Source organism: Novosphingobium sp. SL115 (genome assembly GCF_026672515.1).
Taxonomy (GTDB): domain Bacteria; phylum Pseudomonadota; class Alphaproteobacteria; order Sphingomonadales; family Sphingomonadaceae; genus Novosphingobium.
This window is the reverse complement of sequence record NZ_JAPPRG010000003.1, coordinates 94,597-118,607: the sequence shown is the minus strand read 5'-3', so window position 1 is coordinate 118,607 and position 24,011 is coordinate 94,597. Positions and strand designations below refer to the sequence as shown.

20 protein-coding genes are annotated in these 24,011 nt (G+C 62.5%); 7 read left to right on the top strand and 13 right to left on the bottom strand.

From position 1 onward, the window contains the following. Window positions 1-2 precede the first annotated feature (2 nt). Both OVA07_RS16790 and OVA07_RS16785 read left to right on the top strand, forming a co-directional pair. Window positions 3-665 carry a hypothetical protein gene (locus OVA07_RS16790; protein ID WP_268172826.1) on the top strand — a complete coding sequence of 221 codons (663 nt, stop codon included), beginning with the start codon at window positions 3-5 and terminating at the stop codon, window positions 663-665. Between the two features lie 23 nt (window positions 666-688). Beyond that, a complete protein-coding gene (locus OVA07_RS16785; RefSeq protein ID WP_268172825.1) occupies window positions 689-1,417 on the top strand; it encodes a hypothetical protein in 729 nt (242 codons plus the stop codon). 123 nt (window positions 1,418-1,540) lie between these two features. On the opposite strand, the gene OVA07_RS16780 is transcribed toward OVA07_RS16785, so the two are convergent. From OVA07_RS16780 to OVA07_RS16765, 4 genes are read right to left on the bottom strand one after another with little or no spacing between them, the layout of a single operon-like run. Beyond that, complete coding sequence (locus OVA07_RS16780) at window positions 1,541-2,365, bottom strand: cupin domain-containing protein (RefSeq protein ID WP_268172824.1); 825 nt, start codon at window positions 2,363-2,365, stop codon at window positions 1,541-1,543. Window positions 2,366-2,383: 18 nt separating this feature from the next. Further along, complete coding sequence (locus OVA07_RS16775; protein WP_268172823.1) at window positions 2,384-3,967, bottom strand: FAD-binding oxidoreductase; 1,584 nt, start codon at window positions 3,965-3,967, stop codon at window positions 2,384-2,386. Beyond that, a complete protein-coding gene (locus OVA07_RS16770) occupies window positions 3,967-5,334 on the bottom strand; it encodes an MFS transporter (RefSeq protein WP_268172822.1) in 1,368 nt (455 codons plus the stop codon). Before OVA07_RS16770 ends, OVA07_RS16775 begins: the two co-directional genes overlap by 1 nt. Then, complete coding sequence (locus OVA07_RS16765) at window positions 5,331-7,037, bottom strand: alpha/beta hydrolase (protein WP_268172821.1); 1,707 nt, start codon at window positions 7,035-7,037, stop codon at window positions 5,331-5,333. Before OVA07_RS16765 ends, OVA07_RS16770 begins: the two co-directional genes overlap by 4 nt. Window positions 7,038-7,147: 110 nt before the next feature. On the opposite strand from OVA07_RS16765, the gene OVA07_RS16760 reads away from it, so the two are divergent. The 5 genes from OVA07_RS16760 (at window position 7,148) to OVA07_RS16740 (ending at window position 14,019) form a co-directional block, all read left to right on the top strand. Then, a complete protein-coding gene (locus OVA07_RS16760) occupies window positions 7,148-8,431 on the top strand; it encodes an MFS transporter (RefSeq protein WP_268172820.1) in 1,284 nt (427 codons plus the stop codon). A 161-nt stretch (window positions 8,432-8,592) separates the two neighbouring features. Beyond that, a complete protein-coding gene (locus tag OVA07_RS16755; protein ID WP_268172819.1) occupies window positions 8,593-9,327 on the top strand; it encodes a GntR family transcriptional regulator in 735 nt (244 codons plus the stop codon). Between the two features lie 171 nt (window positions 9,328-9,498). Beyond that, a complete protein-coding gene (locus OVA07_RS16750; protein ID WP_268172818.1) occupies window positions 9,499-11,247 on the top strand; it encodes a sulfatase family protein in 1,749 nt (582 codons plus the stop codon). Window positions 11,248-11,301: 54 nt separating this feature from the next. Continuing rightward, a complete protein-coding gene (locus OVA07_RS16745; protein ID WP_268173278.1) occupies window positions 11,302-12,228 on the top strand; it encodes a formylglycine-generating enzyme family protein in 927 nt (308 codons plus the stop codon). 138 nt (window positions 12,229-12,366) lie between these two features. Beyond that, on the top strand, window positions 12,367-14,019 hold the full coding sequence (locus tag OVA07_RS16740) for an FAD-binding protein (RefSeq protein WP_268172817.1): 1,653 nt from the start codon (window positions 12,367-12,369) through the stop codon (window positions 14,017-14,019). A gap of 61 nt (window positions 14,020-14,080) precedes the next feature. Here the strand turns inward: OVA07_RS16740 and OVA07_RS16735 are convergent, their stop codons facing one another. The 9 genes from OVA07_RS16735 to cyoB form a co-directional block, all read right to left on the bottom strand. Beyond that, window positions 14,081-15,436 carry an alkaline phosphatase PhoX gene (locus tag OVA07_RS16735; protein ID WP_268172816.1) on the bottom strand — a complete coding sequence of 452 codons (1,356 nt, stop codon included), beginning with the start codon at window positions 15,434-15,436 and terminating at the stop codon, window positions 14,081-14,083. A 95-nt stretch (window positions 15,437-15,531) separates the two neighbouring features. Beyond that, entirely contained in the window at window positions 15,532-16,209 is a 678-nt protein-coding gene (locus OVA07_RS16730; protein ID WP_268172815.1) for a response regulator, read from the bottom strand. A 32-nt stretch (window positions 16,210-16,241) separates the two neighbouring features. Continuing rightward, window positions 16,242-18,158 (bottom strand): sensor histidine kinase, encoded by a 1,917-nt coding sequence (locus tag OVA07_RS16725; protein ID WP_268172814.1) that lies wholly within the window; start codon window positions 18,156-18,158, stop codon window positions 16,242-16,244. A gap of 280 nt (window positions 18,159-18,438) precedes the next feature. Further along, window positions 18,439-18,972 carry a response regulator transcription factor gene (locus OVA07_RS16720; RefSeq protein WP_268172813.1) on the bottom strand — a complete coding sequence of 178 codons (534 nt, stop codon included), beginning with the start codon at window positions 18,970-18,972 and terminating at the stop codon, window positions 18,439-18,441. Continuing rightward, window positions 18,969-20,279 carry an ATP-binding protein gene (locus tag OVA07_RS16715; RefSeq protein ID WP_268172812.1) on the bottom strand — a complete coding sequence of 437 codons (1,311 nt, stop codon included), beginning with the start codon at window positions 20,277-20,279 and terminating at the stop codon, window positions 18,969-18,971. Before OVA07_RS16715 ends, OVA07_RS16720 begins: the two co-directional genes overlap by 4 nt. After that, the gene (locus OVA07_RS16710; RefSeq protein WP_268172811.1) at window positions 20,276-20,983 is read right to left on the bottom strand and encodes an SURF1 family protein; all 708 of its coding nucleotides are present in this window, start codon (window positions 20,981-20,983) and stop codon (window positions 20,276-20,278) included. The genes OVA07_RS16715 and OVA07_RS16710 overlap by 4 nt, the downstream gene beginning before the upstream one ends. Next, window positions 20,980-21,366 (bottom strand): cytochrome o ubiquinol oxidase subunit IV, encoded by a 387-nt coding sequence (cyoD, locus tag OVA07_RS16705; protein WP_442789676.1) that lies wholly within the window; start codon window positions 21,364-21,366, stop codon window positions 20,980-20,982. The genes OVA07_RS16710 and cyoD overlap by 4 nt, the downstream gene beginning before the upstream one ends. Continuing rightward, entirely contained in the window at window positions 21,363-21,989 is a 627-nt protein-coding gene (cyoC, locus tag OVA07_RS16700) for a cytochrome o ubiquinol oxidase subunit III (protein WP_268172810.1), read from the bottom strand. The genes cyoD and cyoC overlap by 4 nt, the downstream gene beginning before the upstream one ends. Continuing rightward, window positions 21,986-23,998, bottom strand: coding sequence for a cytochrome o ubiquinol oxidase subunit I (cyoB, locus tag OVA07_RS16695; RefSeq protein ID WP_268172809.1), 2,013 nt, complete (start codon window positions 23,996-23,998; stop codon window positions 21,986-21,988). The genes cyoC and cyoB overlap by 4 nt, the downstream gene beginning before the upstream one ends. Window positions 23,999-24,011 lie beyond the last annotated feature (13 nt).

The window sequence follows — 24,011 nt, the reverse complement described above, 5'->3', positions numbered from 1 at the left end:
CCATGGATATCGGCCTTTCGCTGCTGACGCTGCTGCACCTGCTGATTCCGATCTACTGGCTGGGCGGTGATCTGGGCGCGTTCTACAGCTCGCGCTTTATGATCGATCCCGCCCGGTCAGTGCCTGAACGGATGATGGCGCTGAAAATCCTCAACAACATCGACATGGCCCCGCGCACTACGCTGATCCTTGCGTTCCCCAGCGGCTTTGGCCTCGCTGTGGCGAAAGGCTGGATTGATCTGCCTGCGTCCGCCGCGATCCTTGTCTGGGTGCTGGGCCTTGCATGGCTGGCGCTGGCGTGGACGGTTCACCTGAAGCATGGGCCTGCGGGCGCTGCTTACAAGCGCGTGGACATTGCCGTGCGTTACGTGGTGCTGGCCGGGCTGATCGCCAGCGGCGTGGCGGGCCTTGCCGGCGCAATTGCGCTGCCGCTGTTCATCTCGCTCAAGCTGCTGGCGCTGGCCACCTGCATTTCCATTGGCCTGCTGGTGCGCCGCCAGTTGGTGCCGCTGTTCCCCGCGATCATCGCGCTGCGCGAAAATGGCCCCACGCCTGAAGGCGACAAGGCCATTGCCGGGGTTATCGCCATTACCCAGCCCACCGTGATGGTGCTGTGGGTCGTCGTGCTGATTGCCAGCTTCCTCGGCATCGCCACCCCCGTCTGAATTACACGAAAGGGAGAATTCCATTGCAGAAGCATCGGACCATCAGCGGCAAGGTTCTTTATACCTCGCGCAAACCCGGCCGCGAGGGCGAAGAGCGTGGACGCGAGGAGTTCACCTGGACGCACCACACCGATGGCAAGCGCACCCTGCGCGCGCGCTGCGAAATCGACGAACCGGCGCCGACCGTCCACCGCGACATCGTGTACAGCCTTGATGAAAATGACCGCCCGATGGACTGCTTCGTGCGTCTGGTGATCGGTGACGAATTCATGGGTTCGGGCCTGTTCATCATCAACAAGGACACCGTGGAATGCGAAAGCTATGGCCCGTCCATTGGCCGCATTTCCCAGACGATGGCGATTGACGCCCCGTTCGACGGTTTCGGCACGCACCCCATCGTCGCGGACGCCTATATTACGCGCAAGATGGACCGCACCAAAGGACCGCACAAGCGCAAGTTCCCCTGCTTCCTGCCTTCGCCCGATCACCGTGGCGCAACCCCGCCACTGATCTCGAAGTCGGAAATCAACCTTGCCTATGTGGGCGAGGAAACGGTCACCGTTCCGGCAGGCACGTTCGATTGCTACAAGTATGAATTCTCGGACGAAGACGCCAGCATGATCTCGATCGGCGGCGAAGCCCACCCCCCCTATCAGGTGTGGGTGACGGCGGACGATGATTCCATCTTCGTTCAAGGCGGCGTCGGCGGTTATATGCAGACGTGGTATGAACTCGTTGAACTGAACCGCTGATCTGAAGTCCCTGACCGCTGCTTTTCGCAGGAGGGTTGGGGACCAGACCTGAGTTCTCAAGAAGGCCTCACCCCGGACTTGATTCGGCCAGACTTGATCCGGGGTGAGGCTTTTGACGTGGCCCTACCAGTTGCTCTCAGCCGGCATATTCCGCGCCCATTCCGGCGGCGTGCCTTCGGGCAGAACCGGGCAATAGGGCACGCCCACCGGCAGGGCTTTGTGCACATCACTCCAATGCGTGACGATGGCGTTTGCGCCGGGTGAGCGCATGATTTGCAGGAAGCCATATTCCGAAACGTGCGGGCCGTGCAGGATACCGGGCGGGCGGTAGAAATAGGCACCTGCCCCCATGCGGCCTTCGGGCGCCCACATCGCGCCTTGCAGCATGAACATCTCTTCGGCGTGGTCGTGCATTTCGGCGGGCAGCAGGGTTCCTTCGGCGGGAACCCCATGCGCCATCCCGGTCAGAAGGAACGTGCGCCCGCTGTCGTTCGGGCCAAGCCGCAAGACCTTGCGCGCAAGCCGCAGGTGAATCAGCTTGGGGTCATAAGTCGAAACGTCCCACGGGATTTGCGGGGTGTCGACGGCCACTGCTTCCGCCATTCCGGCCATGGCGTTCGGATCGCCCGCCGCGTGGCGAAACACCAGCAGCACAGCGCCCTGCGCGGTGTGACGACGGCCAAGGCCAGAGGCTTGCGGCAGGAATCCATATGCGTGGGCGCGCCGTTCCTCACCATCGATATCAATCGCGCCGTCCAGCACGAAGAACTCTTCCGCGCCACTGTCAGCCGTGTTGGCCGGGGCCGAATATCCGGCGGGATAGCGCACGATCAGCGTCGCTTCGTCTGTCAGCGGATCGGCGTTGAGCACCTTTTCCTGCGCACCATCGGCGCGCAGGTTCCAGTCCACGCATTGCGCATGGACGAATTCGATATGGGGACGGGCCATGCTGGTCCTTTTGCCGGGTCAGAAAAGTTCAAGCGCGCCGGGGTTCATCACCCCCTTGGGATCGACCGCACGCTTCACCGCCTGCAACAAGGCCAGTGGGGCTGGGCGCAGCACCGAAGCATAGGGATAGGCCCGCCCGATCTGGTTTGATGCCGCGCCATGCTTGGCAAACAGCGCGATCAGTTCGGCCCGCACCTGCATGACCAGCGCCCGCGCGTCGGGCGCGGCGGGAGGCTCGGTCAGCTTGTTGTCACCGCTCAGAATATCGTGATGCAGCGGCAGCCAGCGGTCGCGCCAATTCATCACCGGTTCGTAGCTGAAGGCATGGGTGCCCATCACCGTCAGCAGGCGCGAGACGATCACGCCTGCTGCATCCAGTGCCGATTTGTGCCGCGCAAACAGCGCCTCGATGGCTTCGGTCAGGCGCATGGCTTCGCTATGCGGAACTTTGGCGTTCAGCGCGATCCAGCGGTCTGCTTCAGGCCCGACCACCATCGTCGATACCGGATTGAACAGGTCGGCCCGGCCCGCGCGCGGTATGGAATCGGGCAGTTCTGCACCGCCGAACCGGGCGGCAATTTCGCGCGCGGCGGCCATGTCGGCGGCCACGGTTTCATCACTGCGCCCGGCCAGAACCAGATGCAGCGAATGGCAGCCGTCATCGATGAAGGAACGCCCGGCCATGGCCAGCTTTGCGCCCGCCTTCAGGCCTTTCAGCAATCCGCCTTCCTGACCGATGACTTTGGCCAGAACCTTGACATCGCGGGCAAGGTCGGTCGGCCCGGACAGGGCGATGCGGGTCTTGTCCGGGTCCATCAGATAGGCGTCTTCGGCAATGTCGCTGCGCGACACTTCGCACAGCGCGGCAATGCCGCTGGCCTGATCGGCAAACCCGAAGGACAGGTAACCATTGGCCTTTGGCGCGCGGATCAGGCGCAGGCTGACCCGTGCCTTGATGCCCAGCGCACCCGCATCATGCACGAACAGCCCGGTCAGATCCGGTCCGAAAGTGCGCATGAACGGTTTGGGTGCGCGCTCCACCGCCTGTTGCCCGGTGTGCAGCAGCGTTCCATCGGCCAGCACCACTTCCATGCCCACCACCGCTTCGGCGGCGGAGACATGGCGCGCGGTGCCAAGGAACAGCGCGCCGTTGGACAACCCGCCGCCCACCGTCGCCCGTGCGCCCGAAAACGTGCCGAAGAATGGCAGGCGCAGGCCCAGCGGTTTCAGCGCTTCGTAAATCTGCCGCCATGTCGCGCCCGCTTCGACGGTTACGATCATGTCTTCTTCGCTGACGCTGATGATGCGGTTCAGGTTTGCCAGATCGATGGCGACAAAGCCCCGGTCGGTCACCACATAGCCGCGAACATAGGTAAGCCCGCCGCCGCGCGGGGCCATGGCAATGCCTGCCTTGCCGATCAGGCCTACCGCCTGCGCCAAAGCCTCAACACTGTCGGGCCGGACCACGGCAAGGCATTTCGCGCCTTCATCCAGCAGGTCCGACCCATGCAGGGCCAGACTGGCGGGGTCTGTCAGCAGGCCATCATCGCCCAGCAGTGCGCGAAGATTGGGCAAAAGGCCGTCGGGCAGGGTATCAGGCATCAGGCGTCCTTCGCGGCAAGTTCAGCCGTGGCCAGTTCGGTTGCTGAGAGTTCGGCGGCGGCCGCGCGGAAACTGCGGCGACTGGCCATCAGGATCAGGAACGCAGCAAGGCCGCAGCAGAAGAACACCGTGCCCAGCGACCATGCAATGCCGGTGCGGGCGGTAAACACGGTGTCGGACAGGAACCCGACGATGAAGTTGCCCGCCGTCAGCGCCACCAGCCCCGAAGCGATGGTCTGCAACGCCATGACCTGCGCGCGCAGGGCATTGGGGGTGATCTGGGCAAAGCCGGTATAAACCGCCGATGTGTTCCAGTTCAGGAACAATGCGTTCAGCGCATAGCCCAGCAGCGCAAGATTGCCGGTGGGGGCAAGGCAGGCCAGCGTGCCGAACACCACCATCGATGCCGCGCACCCCATCGCGCACAGGATGGGGGCATCGGTATGTCCGCGCCGGTTCAGCCACGAAATGACCCAGCCACTGTTGACCGCCGCAAAGATCGAAATTGGCAGGCCGACCATGCCCAGGATCTTGCCCGTCTCCGCCGCCGTCCAGCCATGGGCGCGGATGAACAGCGCCGGGAACCATCCGACGATGGCATAGACGCAGACAAGGTTCAGCACCGATCCCAGCATGAACAGGCCGAACGCGCCGGGGCGTTGCATGAACAGGCGCGCCACCGGTTTCAGACTGATCGGTTCGGTGGCGATCGAGCCACCCTGACGCGCAGGTTCGCGCGCGGTCAGGATCAGCACCAGTGCCAGCACCAGCCCCGGCGCGCCGCACAGCACGAACACCACTTGCCAAGGCTGCATCGCGCCAAAGATCGCGGGCATGCCGTCGATCAGCTTTACCGCCCAGTCAAGGAACAGCCCGCCCAGCGCCATGGCCGCCGCTGTGCCCAGCGAACTGCCGGTTACGAACACGCCATAGGCCTTGGGCCGGATATCGGGCGCGAAGTAGTCCGCGATCAGCGACGTCGCCACCGGCACCAGCGCTGCCTCGCCCACGCCCACCAGCATGCGCGCGATGAACAGTTCGTGGAAATTGGTGGCGAATGAACAGCCAATGGTTGCCGCGCTCCACAACATCAGCCCGCCAAACAGCAGCGTCACCCGCCGCCGCCGGTCGGACAGCATTCCCAACGGCAGGCCCAGCACGCTGTAAACAATGCTGAAGGCCATGCCCTGCAACAGCCCGAACTGGGTATCGTCGATTTTGAGCGCCAGTTGCAGCGGTTCGATCAGCAGGGCGATGGAAACCCGGTCAAGGATTGCCAGCGCATAAGCCAGCGTCAGCAGGCTGAGCACATACCATGCGTATTGTCGGCGGGGCCAGGGCGCGGGCGCAGTGGATGCGATGGTCACAACGAAACAGTCTCCCTGCCAGCTTTCTTCATCGCGCCGCACAGCGCCGATGCGGCCTGGTCCATGTCTGACGGGGCGATGAAGGCGGCCCCGCGCGGCAGCAGATCCAGCAGCGCCGCTGCGTTCGCAGACACAGGATCATCGCCCACGGCCACCAGCGTCGACACACCCACCGCTTGCCATGATGCAGCGTCATGCGCGGCCAGGGCAGCGGCAACCGCCTGACCATATTGTGTCCGCTGCTTGAGCATTCCGGTCAACGCGCGGTGCAGATCGGCAGGGGTGGGCAGTGCCGGGCAGGGACGCGCCGCCGCCGGGCTGCCGTCAAACCACGGCCATTGCACGGCCCCATCACGCAGCATGTGCCAGAAGCGGTAAAGATGCGACCCAGCTTGGGCGTCGAATGCAATATCAGGGCAAAGCGCGTCCGGTGCAGGTGGATCAAACGCAGGCGCTCCCCACACGGTCAGCGTCCGCACCAGTCCCTTGCGCCGCGCGGCCATGCGCGCGCCAATCGGTGCAGCCAGACCTATCGCCAGCACATCGCATGCCTCGACATCCAACCGCCCGATCAGCGCCGCCAGCACATCGGCCAACACATCCGGTGCGGCAGCAGGCAGGGCGTCCGAATCGCCAAAGCCCGGCAAGTCGGGCACGATCACGGTGCGGTGCGCGCTCAGCGCTTCTGCCCAGCTATGGGCCTCCATGGTCGACGGGGCAGACAGCACCATCACCGGTGACGCATCAATAGCGGTTTTGGCGGGATAGCTTTCCCAGTGCAGTTGCCCATGTTCGTGCGGCAGATATCCGCGCCGCGCCGCTCGATCTGGCCGAGGCAAAGGCAGGCGTTCGGACAAGGGCTGATCTACCGTCAGGGTGTCGGCAATCCAATGCGCCCACGCACCACGATCTGCGCCAAGCCGCTGCACACTCAACGCGGGGTTGGCATCGCACGGCACTTTGTCCAGATGCGGGAACAGCACATCGTCGGTGCGTGCGCCCACAATGGTCGGCACTTTCACCGCCAGCAGGTCGTCCAGCGGACTCCACCGCATCGCGGCGGTATAGGCCCCGGCGTAGTGCGGACCTGCGCTGAACAGGTCGATGCCGTAATCCTCCATCCATTCGGGCGTCGGCGGCTCCATTGCAATGCGGTTTTGCGGGTTTGTGGCAAACCATGGAAACCAGCGAAGCATGTCGCGCGTGCGGCTCCATTCCGCGCCCAGCCACGCGCCGGTCGGTTCCGGCGCGAAGGGGCGCATATAGCTGGCGATAAAGGCGTCCGACGCCAGCGCATCAGGGATGGACAGGCCATCCAGCATCAGCAGCGGCATCTTCCCGCCCCGCACTGCCAGCGCCAGCGCGATCTTGGCGCTGGTGTGGGTTGCATAAAGCGGCGCTTCGCTTAACCCCAGTGCTGCCAGCGCATTGCCCAGTGCGCGGGCAAAGTCCGGTATGGCAGGGTCAGCCATGGGTAGCGGATCCGAATTGCCATAACCCGGCGTATCGAGTGCGAAGACCTGAAACCGACTGGCGAGCAGTTTCATCAAGGGAATGTGCAGCCGGGAGGAGCGTGGAGAATCATGCAGCAGCACAACTGCCGGGCCAGACCCGCACACCCGGTAATGCACCAGAAGGCCGTCCGACCCGTCCCCTGCAACTACATAGCCGCGCCGCATCGTCTCGCAGTTGCCGGGTTTCATCGTGTTCACCTGATGATTTGGTATATGAATATAACTATTACTGTGCCATCACATGACGGTTGTCCAGTCCCTTGATTGCGCCCCGGCGCACCACTCGAACAGGAGCTTTGATGGCGACGCAGGCCGGAACCACTGTCCCAGTATCCGCATCAGCATCGGGCCTGCCCCCGCGCGACAGCCGCGCAGCCTGGGTCGTGGTCGCCGCATCGATGGTCGGGCTGGCCATGGGGTTAAGCCCGCTGCCGTTCTATACCATCGGCATGTTCGCGCCCGAATTGCAGCAGGAATTCGGCTGGAGCTTTGCCTCGCTGATGGGGTCCATCACCGTTCAGTCGGTGGTGGTCATGGCCTCCGGGCCGGTAGCGGGCTTTGCGGTTGATCGCTATGGCGCGCGGCGCGTGGCGCTGATCTCGCTGGTGCTGTTCGGGCTGACTTTCATGAGCCTGGGCCTCAGTAGCGGCAATATCTGGATCTATTACGGCCAGTGGGTGCTGATGTCCGTGGTTGGCGCGGGCACGTTGACGGCGACATGGATGCACACCGTCAATGGCTGGTTTGAAAAGCATCGCGGCCTTGCCATCGGCATTGCCAGCACTGGCACGGGCATCACCGGCTTTCTGGTAAAGCCTTTTGCCGCATGGCTGATCGGCACGTATGGCTGGCGCAATGCGTTCTTCGTAATTGGCGCGCTGCCGATCCTGATCGGTGTGCCGGTGGTGGCGCTGCTGTTCCGTGAACGGCTGGCCGAAGTGGTCAAAGGCGTGACGACCGCTGTGGCAGAACCCGTGGTCGAAGCGGGCATGACCTTGCGTGAAGCGCTGACCCATCGGCACTTCTGGATCATGACGTTCGCCTTCCTGCTGATCGCCTTTGCGCTGACCGCGCCCACGCCCAATCTTGAAAACATCCTGCGCACGCAAAAGTTTACGCTGCCACAGATCGGCGCGATCACCGCAGGGTTCGGCCTTTCGGTCATTGCCGGACGTGTCGCGGGCGGCTGGCTGCTGGACCGGTTCTGGGCGCCAGGTTGTGCGCTGGCGATCCTGATCCTGCCCGCCATCGGCAGTTTTCTGCTGTCGCGGCCCGAAATTGATGCGACGCAGGCCACACTGGCGGTCATCTCGCTGGGGCTGGGCGCGGGGTTCGAATTCGATCTGCTGGCCTATCTGATCGCCCGCTATTTCGGCCGCCGGGCCTATGGCACGATCTATGGCAGCTTTTACACGGTCATCGCGTTTGGCGGCGGCATGGGGCCAGTGGTTTACGGCAAAGTGTTCGATACCACCGGGCGCTATGACATGGCGCTGGCCACTGGTGTTGGCTGCCTGCTGGTGGGCGGCGCGTCGCTGCTGACCATGGGGCGCTACCCGTCATGGAAGCAGGACGCCGGGTGACGCGGCTCGTGGATGGCGCAGGGACCGGGTTTGGTTATGTGCTGGGTCAGGGCGATGCGCCCGCCGACTTGACTAAACGGGGCCGACACCCGAAGAGCAGCCCATCGCCTGATCGAGAGGTCGTCGCCTTCGCGACGGCTGCGGCCAGCGGGGGAGGCATAGTGCTAGATCGCGCAGGCGCAGTTCCGCTTTATCATCAGATTTACCTCAGCCTGCGTGATGAAATCCTGTGCGGGCAGCGCCCCTACGGCAGCGTCCTGCCGACAGAGCAGGAACTTTCAGCCATTTACGAAGTGTCGCGCATCACTGCGCGCCGGGTGCTGAACGATCTTGCCGATCAGCATTATGTCGAACGCCGCAGACGCATCGGCACGCGGGTCATCTTCAAATCGCCCGCCAAGCCGATCGAGGCGAACATCGATCAGGCGGTCGATTCGCTGATGGCGCTGGGCGAAGGCACCACGGTCAACGTCATCTCTGTGGAAAAGCGCGCGGCCACTGATATCATCGCCAATGCGCTGGGCATTGACGAAGGTGCGCAAGTCATCCGTGCTGTGCGCGTGCGCTGCCTTGAAGGCATCCCCATCGGCTATATCGTCAGCTATGTCCGCGCCGATCTGGACAGCGTGATTTCCGAATCCACCCTGCCGCGCGCGCCCTTGCTGAAACTCTTGGACGATGCCGGTTTCCACGCCGAACGGGCCGAACAGACCATCGGCGCCATGCTCGCCGATCCGTCGCTGGTCGAAGCGCTGAACGTCGAACCGCTTTCGGCGATCTTGCGCATTACCCGCACGGTTTATGACCGCAATAACCGGCCTTTCCTGCGCACTTACGCCCACTACCGGTCTGACCGCTTCCACATCAGGCTGGACCTGCACACCCCCACCGCCTGACGGCAGGTTGCGAAACACCGCCAATTTTTCGGACGCCGCAGCGATGCCTGCGGTCAGAAATACTAGCGTTGGTATTTTTGAAATTGACAGCGCGATACAGCGGTGCGACCACGCCATGATACATGGCGGTTTGCGGCCAGACCTGTGTGGCTGGCCGATGGAGAGAATGCGATGAACACCCGATCCCCATTTCGCACGCTTGTGCGTGGCACGGCGGCTGCCCTCGCGGCGCTGGCCCTGCCTGTCACGGCATCGGCGCAGCAGGCGTCGTCAAAGGCGCAGGCCAGCGCGGCGCAGCAGCAGCAGGCGCGGCCGCGCAACGTGGTGTTCATCATTGTCGACGATCTGCGCTTTGACGGCATGGGGTTCCTGCAGCCCGGCATAAAGACGCCCAATATTGACAAGCTGGCGGCGGGCGGTTCCTATTTCCCCAACACCCGCGTGACCTCGTCACTGTGCAGCCCCAGTCGTGCCACGATCCTGACCGGGATGACCGCGCGCAATCATGGCGTGGTCGATAACAACCATTCCTCTGAAGAAGGTTTAACCTTCTTTCCCAAGTATCTGCAGCAAAGTGGTTATCAGACAGCCTTTTTTGGCAAATGGCACATGGGTAACGATACCGCTGATCCACGCCCCGGCTTTGACAAATGGCTCAGCTTCAAGGGGCAGGGCAACTATTACCCCAATTCCGGCATTACCGATGAACAGCGTGCCAAGGGCGCCGTTCATATGCTCAATGTTGATGGCAAAAACGTGCCGCAACAGGGTTATATCACTGATGAATTGACCGACTATGCCATGAACTGGCTGACCAAGGAACGCGACCCCAAGAAGCCGTTCTTCCTCTATCTCAGCCACAAGGCGGTCCATTCAGACCCGCTGCCGCCGCCGCGTTATGCTCATCAGTATGACAATTTCAAGTTCCGCCTGCCTGCCAGCGCAGCCAACACGCCGGAAAACTACAAGGACAAGCCGCGCTGGGTCTATGAACAGCGCAACACCTGGCATGGCATTGATTTCTATTACAATTCTGACATGCCGATGAACGATTACCTGAAGAATTATTACGGCACCCTGTCAGCGGTGGACGATAGCGTCGGTCGCGTGATGCAATATCTGAAAAAGGCCGGGCTGGAAAAGGACACGCTGATCGTGTTCACGTCCGACAACGGCTTTCAGGTGGGCGAACATGGCTTGATCGACAAGCGCAATGCCTATGAATCCTCGGTCAAGGTGCCGCTGGTGATGTATGAACCGGGCACAGTTCCGGCGGGCGTGACCAATCCCGGTGCGCTGCGCAATCTCGACTTCGCGCCAACCTTTCTCGATCTGGCGGGTGCGCCGCAGCCTGCCCAGTTTGAAGGGAAAAGCGCATGGCCGCTGATTACCGGAAAGCTGGCCGCCAAGGACTGGAAGGCGCCTGATTTTACCTATGAATACTACTGGGAATGGACCTTCCCGATGACGCCGGGCACCTTTGCGATCCAGCGCGGCGACCTCAAGTACATTCAGTACTATGGCATCTATGACATTGAAGAATTGTATAATGTTGCTGCTGACCCGGACGAGATGCGCAATCTTGCAGAAGATCCCGCCTATTTCGAAACCAAGCTGGAACTGCGCAAGGCGTTGTACGACCAACTGGCCGACCGCAATGGCCGCCATGTCATACCCTATACCCAGCGCCAGTCGATTGGCGCAGTGCGGCGCAATCGTGCCGGCACCGGAGCCGCGCCGTTCCCCGATAGCTGGCTGGTTGAACCCAACCGTGAAGACCGGCTTGATGATATCGTGAACGACAGTCCGGCCAAGAAAGCCGCGCACGATCAGGGCAAGGTGTTTGTGCCATCGCCCATCGTGGGGCAGGGCACCAACAGCGTCGAACACGGCATGAAAAGCCTGTCGCCGGGGCATTGACCGCAATGACCGGGCGGCCATAGGGTGGCCTGCATGAAAGATCACCATCCCGGAATGCGCCTTGTCGAAGGTGGTGCTTTCACCATGGGGTCCGAAACGTTCTATCCCGAAGAAGCGCCCTTGCGACAGGTGCGGGTGGACAGTTTCTGGATTGATGAAACGCCGGTTACCAATGCCCAGTTCGCGCGGTTCGTCGAGGCGACCGGTCATGTGACCATGGCCGAAATTGCGCCTGATCCCAAGGACTACCCGGATATGCTGCCCGGTATGGACCGCGCCGGATCGCTGGTTTTTCACAAGACCAGCGGCCCGGTGGACATGGAAAATGCGGGTAACTGGTGGCAGTTCACGTTCGGCGCGTGCTGGAAAAATCCCTTCGGTCCCGAAAGTGACCTGAACGGCCTTGAACAGCACCCGGTCGTCCACATCGCCCACGCAGACGCCCAGGCCTATGCGCTGTGGGCGGGCAAGGAACTGCCGACAGAAGCGGAGTTCGAATTTGCCGCGCGCGGCGGCCTTGAAGGCCGCGATTATGCCTGGGGTGACGAGCTTGCTCCTGGCGGCCAGATGATGGCCAACTATTGGCAGGGCCTGTTCCCCTTTGCCAACCAGTGCCTTGACGGGTGGGAGCGGACATCGCCGGTGCGCAGCTTCCCCGCCAACGGCTATGGCCTGTACGACATGATCGGCAACACTTGGGAATGGACCGCTGACTGGTGGCGCGAAAACCCGCAACCTGTGAAAAAGAAAGCGAAAGATTCCTGCTGCACGATCGGCAATCCTCGCGGCGGCACATTGAAGGACAGTTTTGACCCGTCCCAGCCGCAGATCAGGATCGGGCGCAAGGTTCTTAAGGGTGGTTCTCACTTATGCGCTGCAAACTATTGTCAGCGTTACCGCCCTGCCGCCCGGCATCCTGAAATGATCGACACTTCGACCAGCCACATCGGCTTCCGCTGCGTTGTGCGGCACTCCGGTTAACACTGCGCACTTCACCTGAGACAATGTGGAGTGGCCGGCGCGCCTGATTGAAAACTACAGTGGTCCCCATCCACCCGCTCACACAGCGGCATTTGCCGCGACCGGGATGCAAAAGCACGATTTTACGGGAGACGGACCTTGGCCGAAGACATCGAGTGGGATCTGGAGGCCGATGTCGTCGTGCTCGGTTCCGGCGGGGCCGCCATGACCGCAGCCATTTCTGCGCATGATTTTGGCGCGAAGGACGTGGTCATTCTGGAAAAGACCGGGATGGTCGGCGGCACCACCGCGATGTCGGGGGGCATGTTGTGGATTCCCAACAACCATCACCAGCACGAAGCCGGACTGGAGGATTCCGACGAAGAGGTCGTAACCTATCTCGATTCGCTCGCGCCCGGTGAACTCGACCCCGAAACGCTGTGGGCGTTCATGCAGAACGGCCCGGAGATGCTGCGCTATCTGGCTGACAAGACGCCGGTGCGGCTGTGCGCTTTTGCCGATTTTCCCGATTATCAACCCTATTCGCCCGGCGCAAAGCCCGACGGCGGGCGCTCGCTGGACAATGAAGCGTTTCCCTTTGACACGCTGGGCAAATGGGCCGGGCGCGTGAACCCCAGCAAGATGGCCTATCCGTTGCGCGGCAGCCTGATGGAAGCGATCCGGGGCACGCTGGACGAAGCGACACTGGCCGAACGCGAAGCGCATGATTATCGCGGGTTGGGCCAGGCGCTGGCGGGATCGCTGTTCAAGGCGGTGCTGGACCGCAACATCCCGGTCGAATTTGAAAAGCGCGCGCGCAAGCTGGTCAAGGACGGCGAACGCATCATCGGCGTGATTGCCGAAGACGCCAATGGCCGCGATTTCAAGGTGAAGGCCCGTCGCGGGGTGGTAATTGCCACAGGCGGGTTCGAATGGAACGAAACACTGGTAAAGACTTTCGTGCGCGGGCCGCTGACCGGGCCCGTCAGCGTGCCTGAGAACGAAGGCGACGGATTGCTGATGGCGATCGAAGCGGGCGCGCAACTGGGCAACATGCAGAATGCCTTCTGGATGCAAAGCGTGCTGGAAATGAAGCCGCAGCACCGCGCGGCCAAGCCGAACTACCTGCTGGGTTCAGATGAGCGGGCACGTCCCGGTGCCATTCTGGTCAACCGTGCGGGCAAGCGCTTTGTCAACGAAGCGGCCAATTACAATGCCTTGGGTAAAACGCTGCACGCCTTCGATGCGGGCACCCATACTTACGCTAATCTGCCCTACTGGCTGATTATCGACCAGCGTTACAAGGACAAGTATCACACCTTCAATTCCCCGGCGGGCGCGCCTGCGCCGTCATACATGATGCAGGCCGATACGCTGGACCAACTGGCCGAATTGGCCGGGATTGATGCTGATGGGCTGAAGGCCACGGTCGCGCGGTTCAACGAAATGGTGCGCAACGGCCACGATGATGACTTCAACCGTGGCGACAACACTTACGACAATTTCTACATGTGGGGCGATATGGACTTCGATCCGCCTTACCGCACGCTGGGGGTGATCGATCAGGGACCGTTTTATGCGGTCAGGATGGAAGCGGGGGCGCTTGGCACGGCGGGCGGGCCGAAGACCAATGCCGATGCGCAAGTGGTCGACTGGAACGGCAACCCGATTCAGGGCCTTTATGCCGCAGGCAACGCGATGGCTGCGGTATTGGGCGAAATCTATGGCGGCGCGGGCGGCACATTGGGGCCGGGCCTGACCTTTGGCTACATCGCCGGACGCCATCTGGGGCAGCACATTTCAAACCATTAATGCCAGCAGGTAATCTTCCACACCCGGCGCTTGTGCCTTGCGCCGGGTGGGGCAGAAAGTGTCAGCGCCAGCCGTGTCCGGCGGTCGCAGGTCCGGTAATCGCCAGCGTCATGCCGGGGCTGTAAAGGTTGACGAACAGCGTGCCGTCGGGCGCAAAGCAGGCGCCTGCCATTTCGGTCTGCAACCGGCACCGGGCAAAGGCATAGGCTTCACCCGCGGGCGTGATCCCGCGCAAGTGGTTGTCGACGATATCGGTATATTGGTCTTCGCACACTATCAGATCGCCGTTGGGCGCGATGGTCAGGTTGTCGCCAAAGTTGAAGGCCATCGGATCGGTCGATTCAAAGAAGTTTTCCAGCCAGCCAGACCCTTCGCCCGCGCGTTCGTGCCCTTCGTTGGCGGCGGGGATATAGCGGAAGACCTGCCCCAGCTTGGCCGCGCCGCCCGATGTGCAGGTAAAGTAAAGCTCCCCATCGCCAAAGTGGATGCCTTCGCCACGCGCGAAAACCGCCGCACCACCGGCACGGCCACGCTTGCGCAAATCATCCACTCGGCTGTCGGTGCCTTCCAGATCGATCCAGTTGGCCTGCAACCGCTGCCGTGTGGGGAACGCCATACCGTTCCAGTTGCGCGTATCGTCCACGCCGCTTGCCTGCAATGCCAGTGCCTGCAACCGCCCGCCTGCTGCCAGACGGCCGGGGCGGGCGGGCAGAAAGCGGTAGAACAGGCTGTCGTCGCGGTCTTCGGTCAGATAGACGATGCCAGTGGCCGGATCGACCGTGGCAGCTTCATGGTTGAACCGGCCAAGGCCCTTCAGCGCCACCGGTTCCACCAGCCCGCGCGCGCTGGCCGGAACTTCGAACACCCAGCCATGGTCCTGCCCCAGATTGCTGCCCGCCAGCGAAACGTCTTCCTCGCAGCTCAACCAGCTACCCCACGGCGTTGTCCCGCCCGCGCAATTGCGGATCGTCCCGGCAAGGCTGGCGAACTGTGACTCAACCGCCTGTTTGCGCAAGTCATAGATCACTGTCGATGTGCCGCCCGGCAGCGCACCATCGCCCCGCCAGCGGTCAAACGCCCGTTCCACCGCGCGCGTGCCAAAGGCCCCGCGCGCCGCATCCTTCGCGCTCAATTCATGGTTGCGGATCAGCGCCACCCGGCCATTGCCCAGCGCGATGCAGCCCATGCCATCGGCCTTGTCGGCGACCACATGGCCATCGTCCATCCGGTCCCCCATGCGCGACACCACGCGATAGCTCCAGCCCTGCGGCAGGTCGAGCAGACCGGCAGGATCGGCCTGCAACGGACCGGGTTTGGGTGAACCTGCAGCACGGGCAAGGCCGCTGCCGCCCACCATGCTGGCAAGGCCTGCAAATGCCACGCCCGCCAACTGGCGGTGAAAGCTGCGACGGTCCATCGGGATCGATCCTTCCAGTCAAATTCACGCGCGAAAGTCACCGCGCCAATGCCGGTGCGCATTGGCGATCAACCTTGCGGTTTTATGACGGAATTTCAGCCTTTGCGCATCCCCGTGGCGAACAGCGCTTCGCTGCGCGATGTCACTTCCAGCTTGCGATAGATCGATTTGACGTGGTTCCCCACGGTATGCGGTGAAATGCCCAGCGCGCGCGCCGCTTCCTTGTAACTCTTGCCTTCGGAAAAGGCGCGCAGCAGATCGGTTTCGCGCGGGGTCAGGCGTTCGTCCGAAACGGTGGAGGCAGGCTGTTCTGACGTTACCGGAGGATTGCGCAAAAGGTCTAGCAGATAGACCGCCGCCGCCGGGCTGACCGGGGCGCCGCCCGCCAGCGTGATGGCAATGCCGTCCAGCACTTGCGCAGGCGTGCTGTCTTTCAGCAGGTATCCATCGGCCCCGGCCGATAGCGCGCGCACCACGGTATCGCGGTCCCCGAATGCGCTGATGACCAGCGCCTTTGCCTGCGACCCTGCCTTGATTTCGGGCACCAGATCATACCCGCTGCCATCGGGCAGGCCGATGTCCATCAGGAACAGGTCAGGCTTCAGCCGGATAAGCGCGCGGCCAGTGGCAATATCGGGCGCAATGCCGACGATGTCATAGCCGGTATCCGATGCGATGATCCGCATGAAATACTGCCGCACCACCGGATCATCCTCGATGATCGCAATTCTGGCGGGGACGGGGTTTGCGGCATGGGCGGCGGTTTCATCCATACAGGTTACCTAACAATAGCTTGGCCGTGCCGCTATGCCATGGATGGTGCGGATATATGGCAGTCGGCAAGAAGCTGCACCGGACGCAGTGCCAGTGAAACCTGCGTTCCCCCGCCTTCTTGCGATTGCACCTGCAGTTCGCCGCCGATGGCTGCGGCGCGCCGCTCCATATTGGACAGCCCACGCCCTGCGCCTGCCTGCGCCCCCCCCCGGCCATTGTCGGTCACCACGATCCGCAGCCCGCCTGCATCATCAGCGGAAACCGCAATGGCGATGCGGTTGCCGCCCGAATGCTTCAGCGCATTGGTCACCGCTTCCTGCATCACCCTGAAAATCTGCAACACGTCGCGCGGGCCAAACCCCTGGCTGGCGCTGGCCGGAAGGTCAGCGGCCTGCTGCCAATCGAACGCAAAGCCGGCAGCTACGATGCGCGGCTGAATCCGCGCGCGGAACGTGGCCAGCGCCGCTTCCAGCGATTCCCCCACGGAATCCATGGAATCGATCATCAGCCGCATTTCGTCGATCACCGCCTGCAATCCTTCGGCCACCCGCACCGGCTCTGCTTCGCCCAGCCGCGCGGCCAGCATCATCGACATCAACTGGCTCCCAAGGCCGTCGTGAATGTCCTGCATGATCCGCCGCCGTTCGGCATCATGGGCCTGTTTGCGCACCAGTTCGCGTTCGCGCGCATGGGCAAGGTCCAGTTCGGCCTCGCGCGCGGCCACTTGCGCGCGCAGGGTGGCGGTCAGCGTGGCTTGTGATTGGAACAGGCGGAAATTGCGCGCCAGAAACGCCGCCAGCATTGCCAGCATCAGGAACGGTGCGGCATTATACAGATTGCCGCCGCGCAATTGCGTAAACCAGCCACTTGCCCCGTCGATCAGCACGGCCACCACGCACACGCTCAACAACGCGCTTTCCAGCATCCGGCTTTCGGCCTGCCGCGCAAAATGCCACAATATCCGCAGCGCCGCGATCAGCGCAAAGGCGGCAAGGAACCATATCCAGATCGTCGCCGGCGCATCGAACCCGTCGGGCATCGGCGTAAAATATATGCGCCACGCGACATAGCCGATGACCGCGGCATAGATTGCCACTGCCGCAACCTGAAGATGGCGCACAGGCTTGCCGGTCCACGCATCGATAAAACACAGCAGCGCCACCGGCACCGCCATGTTCACCACAAAGAACGCTACCATCCGGCCCCACCCGTCAAACGGCGGGTTCAGCACGATGGCATAGAGGTAGTTGCCCACGAACGCCGCGCACAGCGCCGAAAGCCACGCGGCAAAGCGCCAGTCTTCGGACCGGACCACCATGATAGCGGCGAGCATACCCAGCAGGCCCAGCAGCCCTGCGCCATAACGGTGAAACTCGTTGCTGTTCCACAACCGGTTGGCCGAAAACGCGCGCATTGCCTCGTATTCGCCGATCATTGGCGGGAAGATGTCGGCATAGGGATAGCCATCGCGCAGGGTGACATATGTCAGCGTATTGTCGCCCGGCTTCAGAATGCCTGCCGGAACCCGCGTCAGGAACATCTTCTGGCCGTGGAACGTGCCGCGCCCCGGCTGCATTCTTCCTTCGCCCACCAGCAGCGTATCGTTGACCGCCAGCAGATAGTTGTCGACCTGAAGCGTCGATATCAGCCCCAGTCCCGCAGGCGGCACCTTGTCCACCCGAAAGCCGATCCGCACCGCATGGACTGCGGTGTCGCAGCAATATGTCCACGGCAGGTCCACCCGTTCAAACCGTCCGCGCGCGGCGGCGGCCAGTGTCGGTTCGGAAAGGCGCGCTACTTCCGCGAAAGTCTGCTCGGCCATTGGCGGCTCCTCAGCGCGGTTGGCGTTGAACAGCGGTTTGTCGATGGCCGCCCAGTAAACCAGTTGCACAACGCAGATCGTGATCGCCAGCAGCCCAAGCTGGCGCCAGTTCACAGGCCCCTTCACAGCAATATATCCTCCCCCTGCCAAGGCGAGTGATACCGCTGTCGCCGGTCTTTGCAACATGCACCGGCGGACTCAGCGGGGACATGCCATGATATGGCAGTGCGCCGTATGGCATGGGCGGTGCGGCTCTGCAGGGATAGTGCCTGCGCTTACCGGAAACGGCGGTTTGAACCAGAGGTTCAACCCGTCGGTCCCGTCCCCGGCCTACTGCGACCCTCTTGTCTTGGGGACGGAGTGCCAGGTGCGCTACCCACCGTGGCGCACCCGGCACTTTCCGGTTCTAGCGCAGTTGCCGCTTTTCCAGCTTTCGCGCCAGAGTGCGTCGGTGCATGCCCAGTCGCCTTGCAGCTTCGGAAATGTTGAAGTCGCATTCGACCAGCGTTGAGTGGATATATTCCCATTCCACCGTCTTGATCGAACTCTTGCGGCCTTCCAGCGGCACACTGGCGTCGCCCCGCGTGCGGCCAAAGGCGTCTTCGATGTCGTCGGTGTTGGCAGGCTTGGCCAGATAATGCGCCGCGCCCAGCTTTATTGCTTCAACCGCCGTGGCGATGCTGGCAAAGCCGGTCAACACCACGATGCGGGTTTGGGCATCGCGCGTGTGCAGCATTTCCACACATGTCAGGCCCGATGCCGTGCCCAGCTTCAGGTCGACCACGGCATATTCAAATTCGTTCGCGGCCATCAATGCGGCCAGTGCATCCGGACTGGCTGCATGGTGCACAGCATAGCCTCGCCGTTCGAAAGACCGGCTCAACGTGCGGGCAAAAGCCGGATCGTCTTCCACGATGACCAGGCTTGGCTGCCCGGTCATGCGGCGCGTCCCTTATAGGCAAAGGCCGAAAGCGGAATGGTCAGCCGCACTTGCGCGCCGCCGTCCAGCAGGTTGCCCACTTCAACCTTCCCGCCCAGCTTGCGCAGCACATTCACCACCAGAAACAGCCCCAGTCCGCCGCCGCTGCGCCCCTTGGTCGATGAATAGGGGCGTCCGAACGCTTCCAGCATTTCCGGGGCAAATCCCGGTCCCCGGTCACGAATGTCAATCCGCACCGCGCCATCGTCCACCGCCACGGTCATCGTCACGAAATGCGGCGACACTTCCAGCGCATTTTCGATCACGTTGCCGATCACCTGCCGTAGCGCCGGGTCGGCCACGATATTGTAGTGGTTCTCGCCGATGCGATCATCCAGATAGACCGCGCCCCCGCTGCGTTCGGCCCAACCTTGTGCAATCGCGCCGACAAAGGCGCTCAACGTCGTCACCGCAGGGTTTTCGCCGCGCGCTTCACCGGCAGACATCAGGATGCCCGAAACGATGGTCTTGCAGCGCTGCAATTCGGTGTTCATTTCGCCCAATTCGGCGCGCAGATCTGCATGGGCAGCCATGGCGGGGTGCGTCCGCCAGTCGCCCAGCAGGACCGAAATGGTCGCCAGCGGCGTGCCCAGTTCGTGCGCCGCGCCCGATGCCAGCAGGCCCATCCGCACGATATGCTGTTCCTCTGCCGCCTGCTGCCGCAGCGCGGCCAGCGCCGCATCGCTCTGCCGGCGGTTGCGATCGATGCGGATCACGAAGAACACCAGCAGGGCCGCAATCAGCAGAAAACACACCAGACTGCCCAGCAGGTAAAGCCGCATCGGCGCACTGGCATAGGGTTCGGGCAGGTGCAGCGGGCGATAATCGAATGTCAGCCCCGCGACCGCCGCTGCCGAAATGGCCGCGACAATCCAGCTCCAGCTTGGCGGCAAAAGGATCGCGCCGATCACGATCTGCAACAGGAACAGGAAGGCAAAGGGGTTGGTCGTGCCGCCGCTGAAATAAAGCTGCCAGGCCAGCGACCCCACATCCAGCATCAACGCGCCCAGCATCTCAAGATGGCTGTAACCTTCGCGCTCGCGGCCCATGGCCATGGTCGAAAGATTGACCATCGCCAGCAGCACCGGCACCGCCACAAGCTGCGCCAGCGGCAGACCGACATGCAGAAACCGCACCGCCGCCCAGATCGTCACCAATTGCCCCACCACCGCCATCCAGCGCAATTGCACCAGCAGCGCCATGTTGCGCCCGCTGGCGGGGGGGAAGGGGGTGTGCGACAAGGGTAGGGGCGGGGCAGGCGTGGTCATCTCGCCTTGCGCCATAGCACGATTGCCGCCCCGCCTGACAGCAGCGCAAGGGCCAGCCATGTCAGGGCATAAACCAGATGGTTGTCGGGAAAGTTCACCACTGTCAGCCCGGCCACGGGCGCGCCCGGTTGTTGTGGCGTTTCGGCGCTGGCATCGACAAAGAACCGTGCGTCGGCAGCAATGCCATGCGTCGCCGCAATTGCGCCAACATCGCGCGAATACCAGCGTTCCTCCGCCGGACGATTGCTGCGCAGAAAGCCGCCACCCGGTTCGCTCAGCCGCAGCAGGCCAATCACGGTAATACCGCCTGCGGGCATGGCCGCGCGCACATCGGCCAGCTTCGTTCCCAGCGGCATGAAGCCCCGGTTGACGTAAATGGTGCCGGGCGGCCCGGCCAGCGGCGCCAGCACCCAATATCCGCTGCCCAGTTTCGATGCGCCGGACACCAGCACCGTGCCTTGCGCAGCATAATGCCCTGAAAGCTGCACCCGGCGATATTCCCAACCGGCCAGATCATCTTCGGGCAATGCTGAAACCGCCACCGGTGCGGCCACCATGCCAGCCTCAACCCGCGCAATCAGCGCATGTTTCCACTGCATCCGCTGCACCTGCCACGCCGCCAGCGCGGTAAACAGCAGCGCGATCAGGGCCAGCGCCAGAACAAGGGCAACGGGCTTTGCGCGCGTTGCCCCGGATGGTGTCACGGCAGTTCTTCCATGCTGTGCGGCATCGGCATCATGTTGGTGTTCAGGTGATGCATCACCCACAGCGATCCCGACAGCACGATCACCACCAGCACCACGGTAAAGATCAGCGCCAGCATGTTCCACCCGCCTTCCGCCTTTGCGTTCATGTGCAGAAAGTAGATCATGTGGACGACGATCTGCACCGCGGCAAAGGCGACCACGATAATCCCGGTCAGGGCCTTGTCGCCCAGTGCATCGGTCATCACCAGCCAGAAGGGAATGGCTGTCAACACCACCGATGCCACAAACCCGATCACGTAATCGCGCATCGATCCATGGCCGGCTTCGTGTCCGTGGCCCAATTGGCTGTCATGGATAGGCGTATCGTGTGCAGCGCTCATCGCAGCATTCCCATCAGATAGACAAAGGTGAAGACGCCGATCCACACGACATCGAGGAAGTGCCAGAACAGGCTCAGGCACATCAAGCGCCGCTGGTTGGCTGCAACCAGCCCGCGCTGACCCACTTGCACCATCAGCACGCCCAGCCAGATCAGGCCAAAGGTTACGTGAAGGCCGTGCGTGCCGACCAGCGTGAAGAACGCCGACAGGAACGCGCTGCGCTGGGGCGTTGCGCCTTCGTGGATCAGGTGGGCAAATTCATACAGTTCGATGCCGAGGAAGGCCGCGCCGAACAGCCCGGTGACCAGTAGCCACCCTTGCACCGCCTTCACCTGACCACGCTGCATCGCCAGCATGGCAAAGCCATAGGTGATCGATGAAAACAGCAGCATCGACGTATTCAGCGCCACCAGCGGCAGGTCGAAAAGGTCTTTCGGCCCCGGTCCGGCCGCATAGTTCCCGCCCAGCACGCCGAATGCCGCAAACAGCATGGCAAAGATCAGGCAGTCGCTCATCAGATAGATCCAGAAGCCCAGCATCGTGCTGCCGCCTTCGGGATGGTCGTGCTCGTTCAGGTCGAACCAGTGGCCCGGTTCGCTGGATGGTGTCGTCTTCACGCTCATGCTGCACCTCCAGCCATGGCCAGTTCACGGGTCCGCGCCGCCTCGGTCGCCTCCACGGTTTCAACCGGGATGTGGTAGTCGCGGCGGTAGTTGAAGGTGTGCGCAATGGCGGTGAACAGCAGCGCGACAAAACTTGCCACCGCCAGCCACCAGATATGCCAGATCAGCGCAAATCCGCAGACCAGGCTGATGCCCGAAAGAATGATCCCGGCCCCAGTGTTGCGCGGCATGTGGATCGGGCGGAACCCTGCGACCGGGCGCTGCACGCCCGCACGCTTCATCCCGTCCCAGCTATCCAGATCATGCACGATGGGGGTAAAGGCAAAGTTATAGGCGGGCGGAGGCGAACTTGTCGCCCATTCCAGCGTGCGCCCGTTCCACGGATCGCCGGTCATATCGCGGTTCTGGTCACGCCGCAGGATCGACAGGCCGAACTGCAACAGCATGGCCGCAATCCCGCAGGCGATCAGCGCCGCGCCGATACCGGCAATGATGAACCAGATTTGCAAGCTGGGGTCATCGAACACGCGCAACCGGCGGGTCACGCCCATCAGGCCCATGGCATAGAGCGGGGTGAACGCCAGCCAGAAGCCCACGACCCAGCACCAGAAGCTGACCTTGCCCCAGAACGGCTCCAGCTTGAAGCCGAAGGCCTTGGGCCACCAGTAGTTGATCGCCGCGAACACGCCGAACACCACGCCACCGATAATCACGTTGTGGAAGTGGGCGATCAGGAACAGCGAATTGTGCAGCACGAAGTCGGCCGGCGGCACCGCCAGCAGAACGCCGGTCATCCCGCCGATCACGAAGGTCAGCATGAACGCCAGCGTCCACATCATCGGCAGGTCAAAGCGGATGCGCGCGCGGTACATCGTGAACAGCCAGTTGAACAGCTTGGCCCCGGTGGGGATCGAGATGACCATGGTGGTGATCCCGAAGAAGCTGTTGACGCTGGCGCCCGAACCCATCGTGAAGAAGTGGTGCAGCCACACCACGTAGGACAGGATGGTGATGACCACCGTTGCGTAAACCATCGACGAATAGCCGAACAGGCGCTTGCCGCAGAACGTCGCGGTTATTTCCGAAAACACGCCGAACACCGGCAGCACCAGAATATAGACTTCGGGGTGCCCCCAAATCCAGATCAGGTTCACATACATCATCGGCGATCCGCCGAAGTCGTTGGTGAAGAAGTTGGTGCCGATATAGCGGTCCAGCCCCAGCAGCGTCAGCACGGCGGTCAGCACCGGGAAAGACGCCACGATCAGGACGTTGGTGCACAACGATGTCCAGGTGAACACCGGCATCTTCATCATGGTCATGCCCGGCGCGCGCATCTTCACGATGGTGGCGATCAGGTTGATGCCTGAAAGCGTCGTGCCCACGCCTGCAATCTGCAAGGCCCAGATGTAGTAATCCACCCCCACGCCGGGGCTATAGGACAGGCCCGACAGCGGCGGATAGGCCAGCCAACCTGTCTGCGCGAACTCCCCGATGAACAGCGACACCATCACCAGCGCCGCGCCCGCCGTGGTCATCCAGAAGCTGAAGTTGTTCAGGAACGGGAACGACACGTCACGCGCGCCAATCTGCAATGGCACGACATAGTTCATCAGACCGGTGACGAATGGCATCGCCACGAAGAAGATCATGATAACGCCATGCGCGGTAAAGATCTGGTCGTAATGATGCGCGTTCAGGTATCCTTCCGATCCGTTGAAGGCCATCGCCTGCTGGATGCGCATCATGATGGCATCGGCAAACCCGCGCAGGAACATGACAAGGCCAAGGATCATGTACATGATCCCGATCTTCTTGTGGTCGACGCTGGTGAACCATTCGCGCCACAGGTAACCCCACAGCTTGAAATAGGTCAGCGCGGCCACCATCGCCGCCCCGCCCAGCGCCACGGCGGCAAAGGTGGCGACAAGGATCGGTTCGTGCAGGGGCAGCGCGTCGAACGATAGCTTGCCAAACAGGAAGGACCAGTTCTGGTCAGGGGGTGTCATGGTTTCTGTCCCG

Bases quoted from the DNA above. Each gene is read 5' to 3' on its own strand.
- OVA07_RS16790 (WP_268172826.1), top strand. From the start codon at position 3: ATGGATATCGGCCTTTCGCTGCTGACGCTGCTGCACCTGCTGATTCCG.
- OVA07_RS16780 (WP_268172824.1), bottom strand. From the start codon at position 2,365: ATGGCCCGTCCCCATATCGAATTCGTCCATGCGCAATGCGTGGACTGG.
- OVA07_RS16775 (WP_268172823.1), bottom strand. From the start codon at position 3,967: ATGCCTGATACCCTGCCCGACGGCCTTTTGCCCAATCTTCGCGCACTG.
- OVA07_RS16765 (WP_268172821.1), bottom strand. From the start codon at position 7,037: ATGAAACCCGGCAACTGCGAGACGATGCGGCGCGGCTATGTAGTTGCA.
- OVA07_RS16760 (WP_268172820.1), top strand. From the start codon at position 7,148: ATGGCGACGCAGGCCGGAACCACTGTCCCAGTATCCGCATCAGCATCG.
- OVA07_RS16750 (WP_268172818.1), top strand. From the start codon at position 9,499: ATGAACACCCGATCCCCATTTCGCACGCTTGTGCGTGGCACGGCGGCT.
- OVA07_RS16745 (WP_268173278.1), top strand. From the start codon at position 11,302: ATGCGCCTTGTCGAAGGTGGTGCTTTCACCATGGGGTCCGAAACGTTC.
- OVA07_RS16735 (WP_268172816.1), bottom strand. From the start codon at position 15,436: ATGGACCGTCGCAGCTTTCACCGCCAGTTGGCGGGCGTGGCATTTGCA.
- OVA07_RS16730 (WP_268172815.1), bottom strand. From the start codon at position 16,209: ATGGATGAAACCGCCGCCCATGCCGCAAACCCCGTCCCCGCCAGAATT.
- OVA07_RS16720 (WP_268172813.1), bottom strand. From the start codon at position 18,972: ATGACCGGGCAGCCAAGCCTGGTCATCGTGGAAGACGATCCGGCTTTT.
- OVA07_RS16715 (WP_268172812.1), bottom strand. From the start codon at position 20,279: ATGACCACGCCTGCCCCGCCCCTACCCTTGTCGCACACCCCCTTCCCC.
- cyoD (WP_442789676.1), bottom strand. From the start codon at position 21,366: ATGAGCGCTGCACACGATACGCCTATCCATGACAGCCAATTGGGCCAC.
- cyoC (WP_268172810.1), bottom strand. From the start codon at position 21,989: ATGAGCGTGAAGACGACACCATCCAGCGAACCGGGCCACTGGTTCGAC.
- cyoB (WP_268172809.1), bottom strand. From the start codon at position 23,998: ATGACACCCCCTGACCAGAACTGGTCCTTCCTGTTTGGCAAGCTATCG.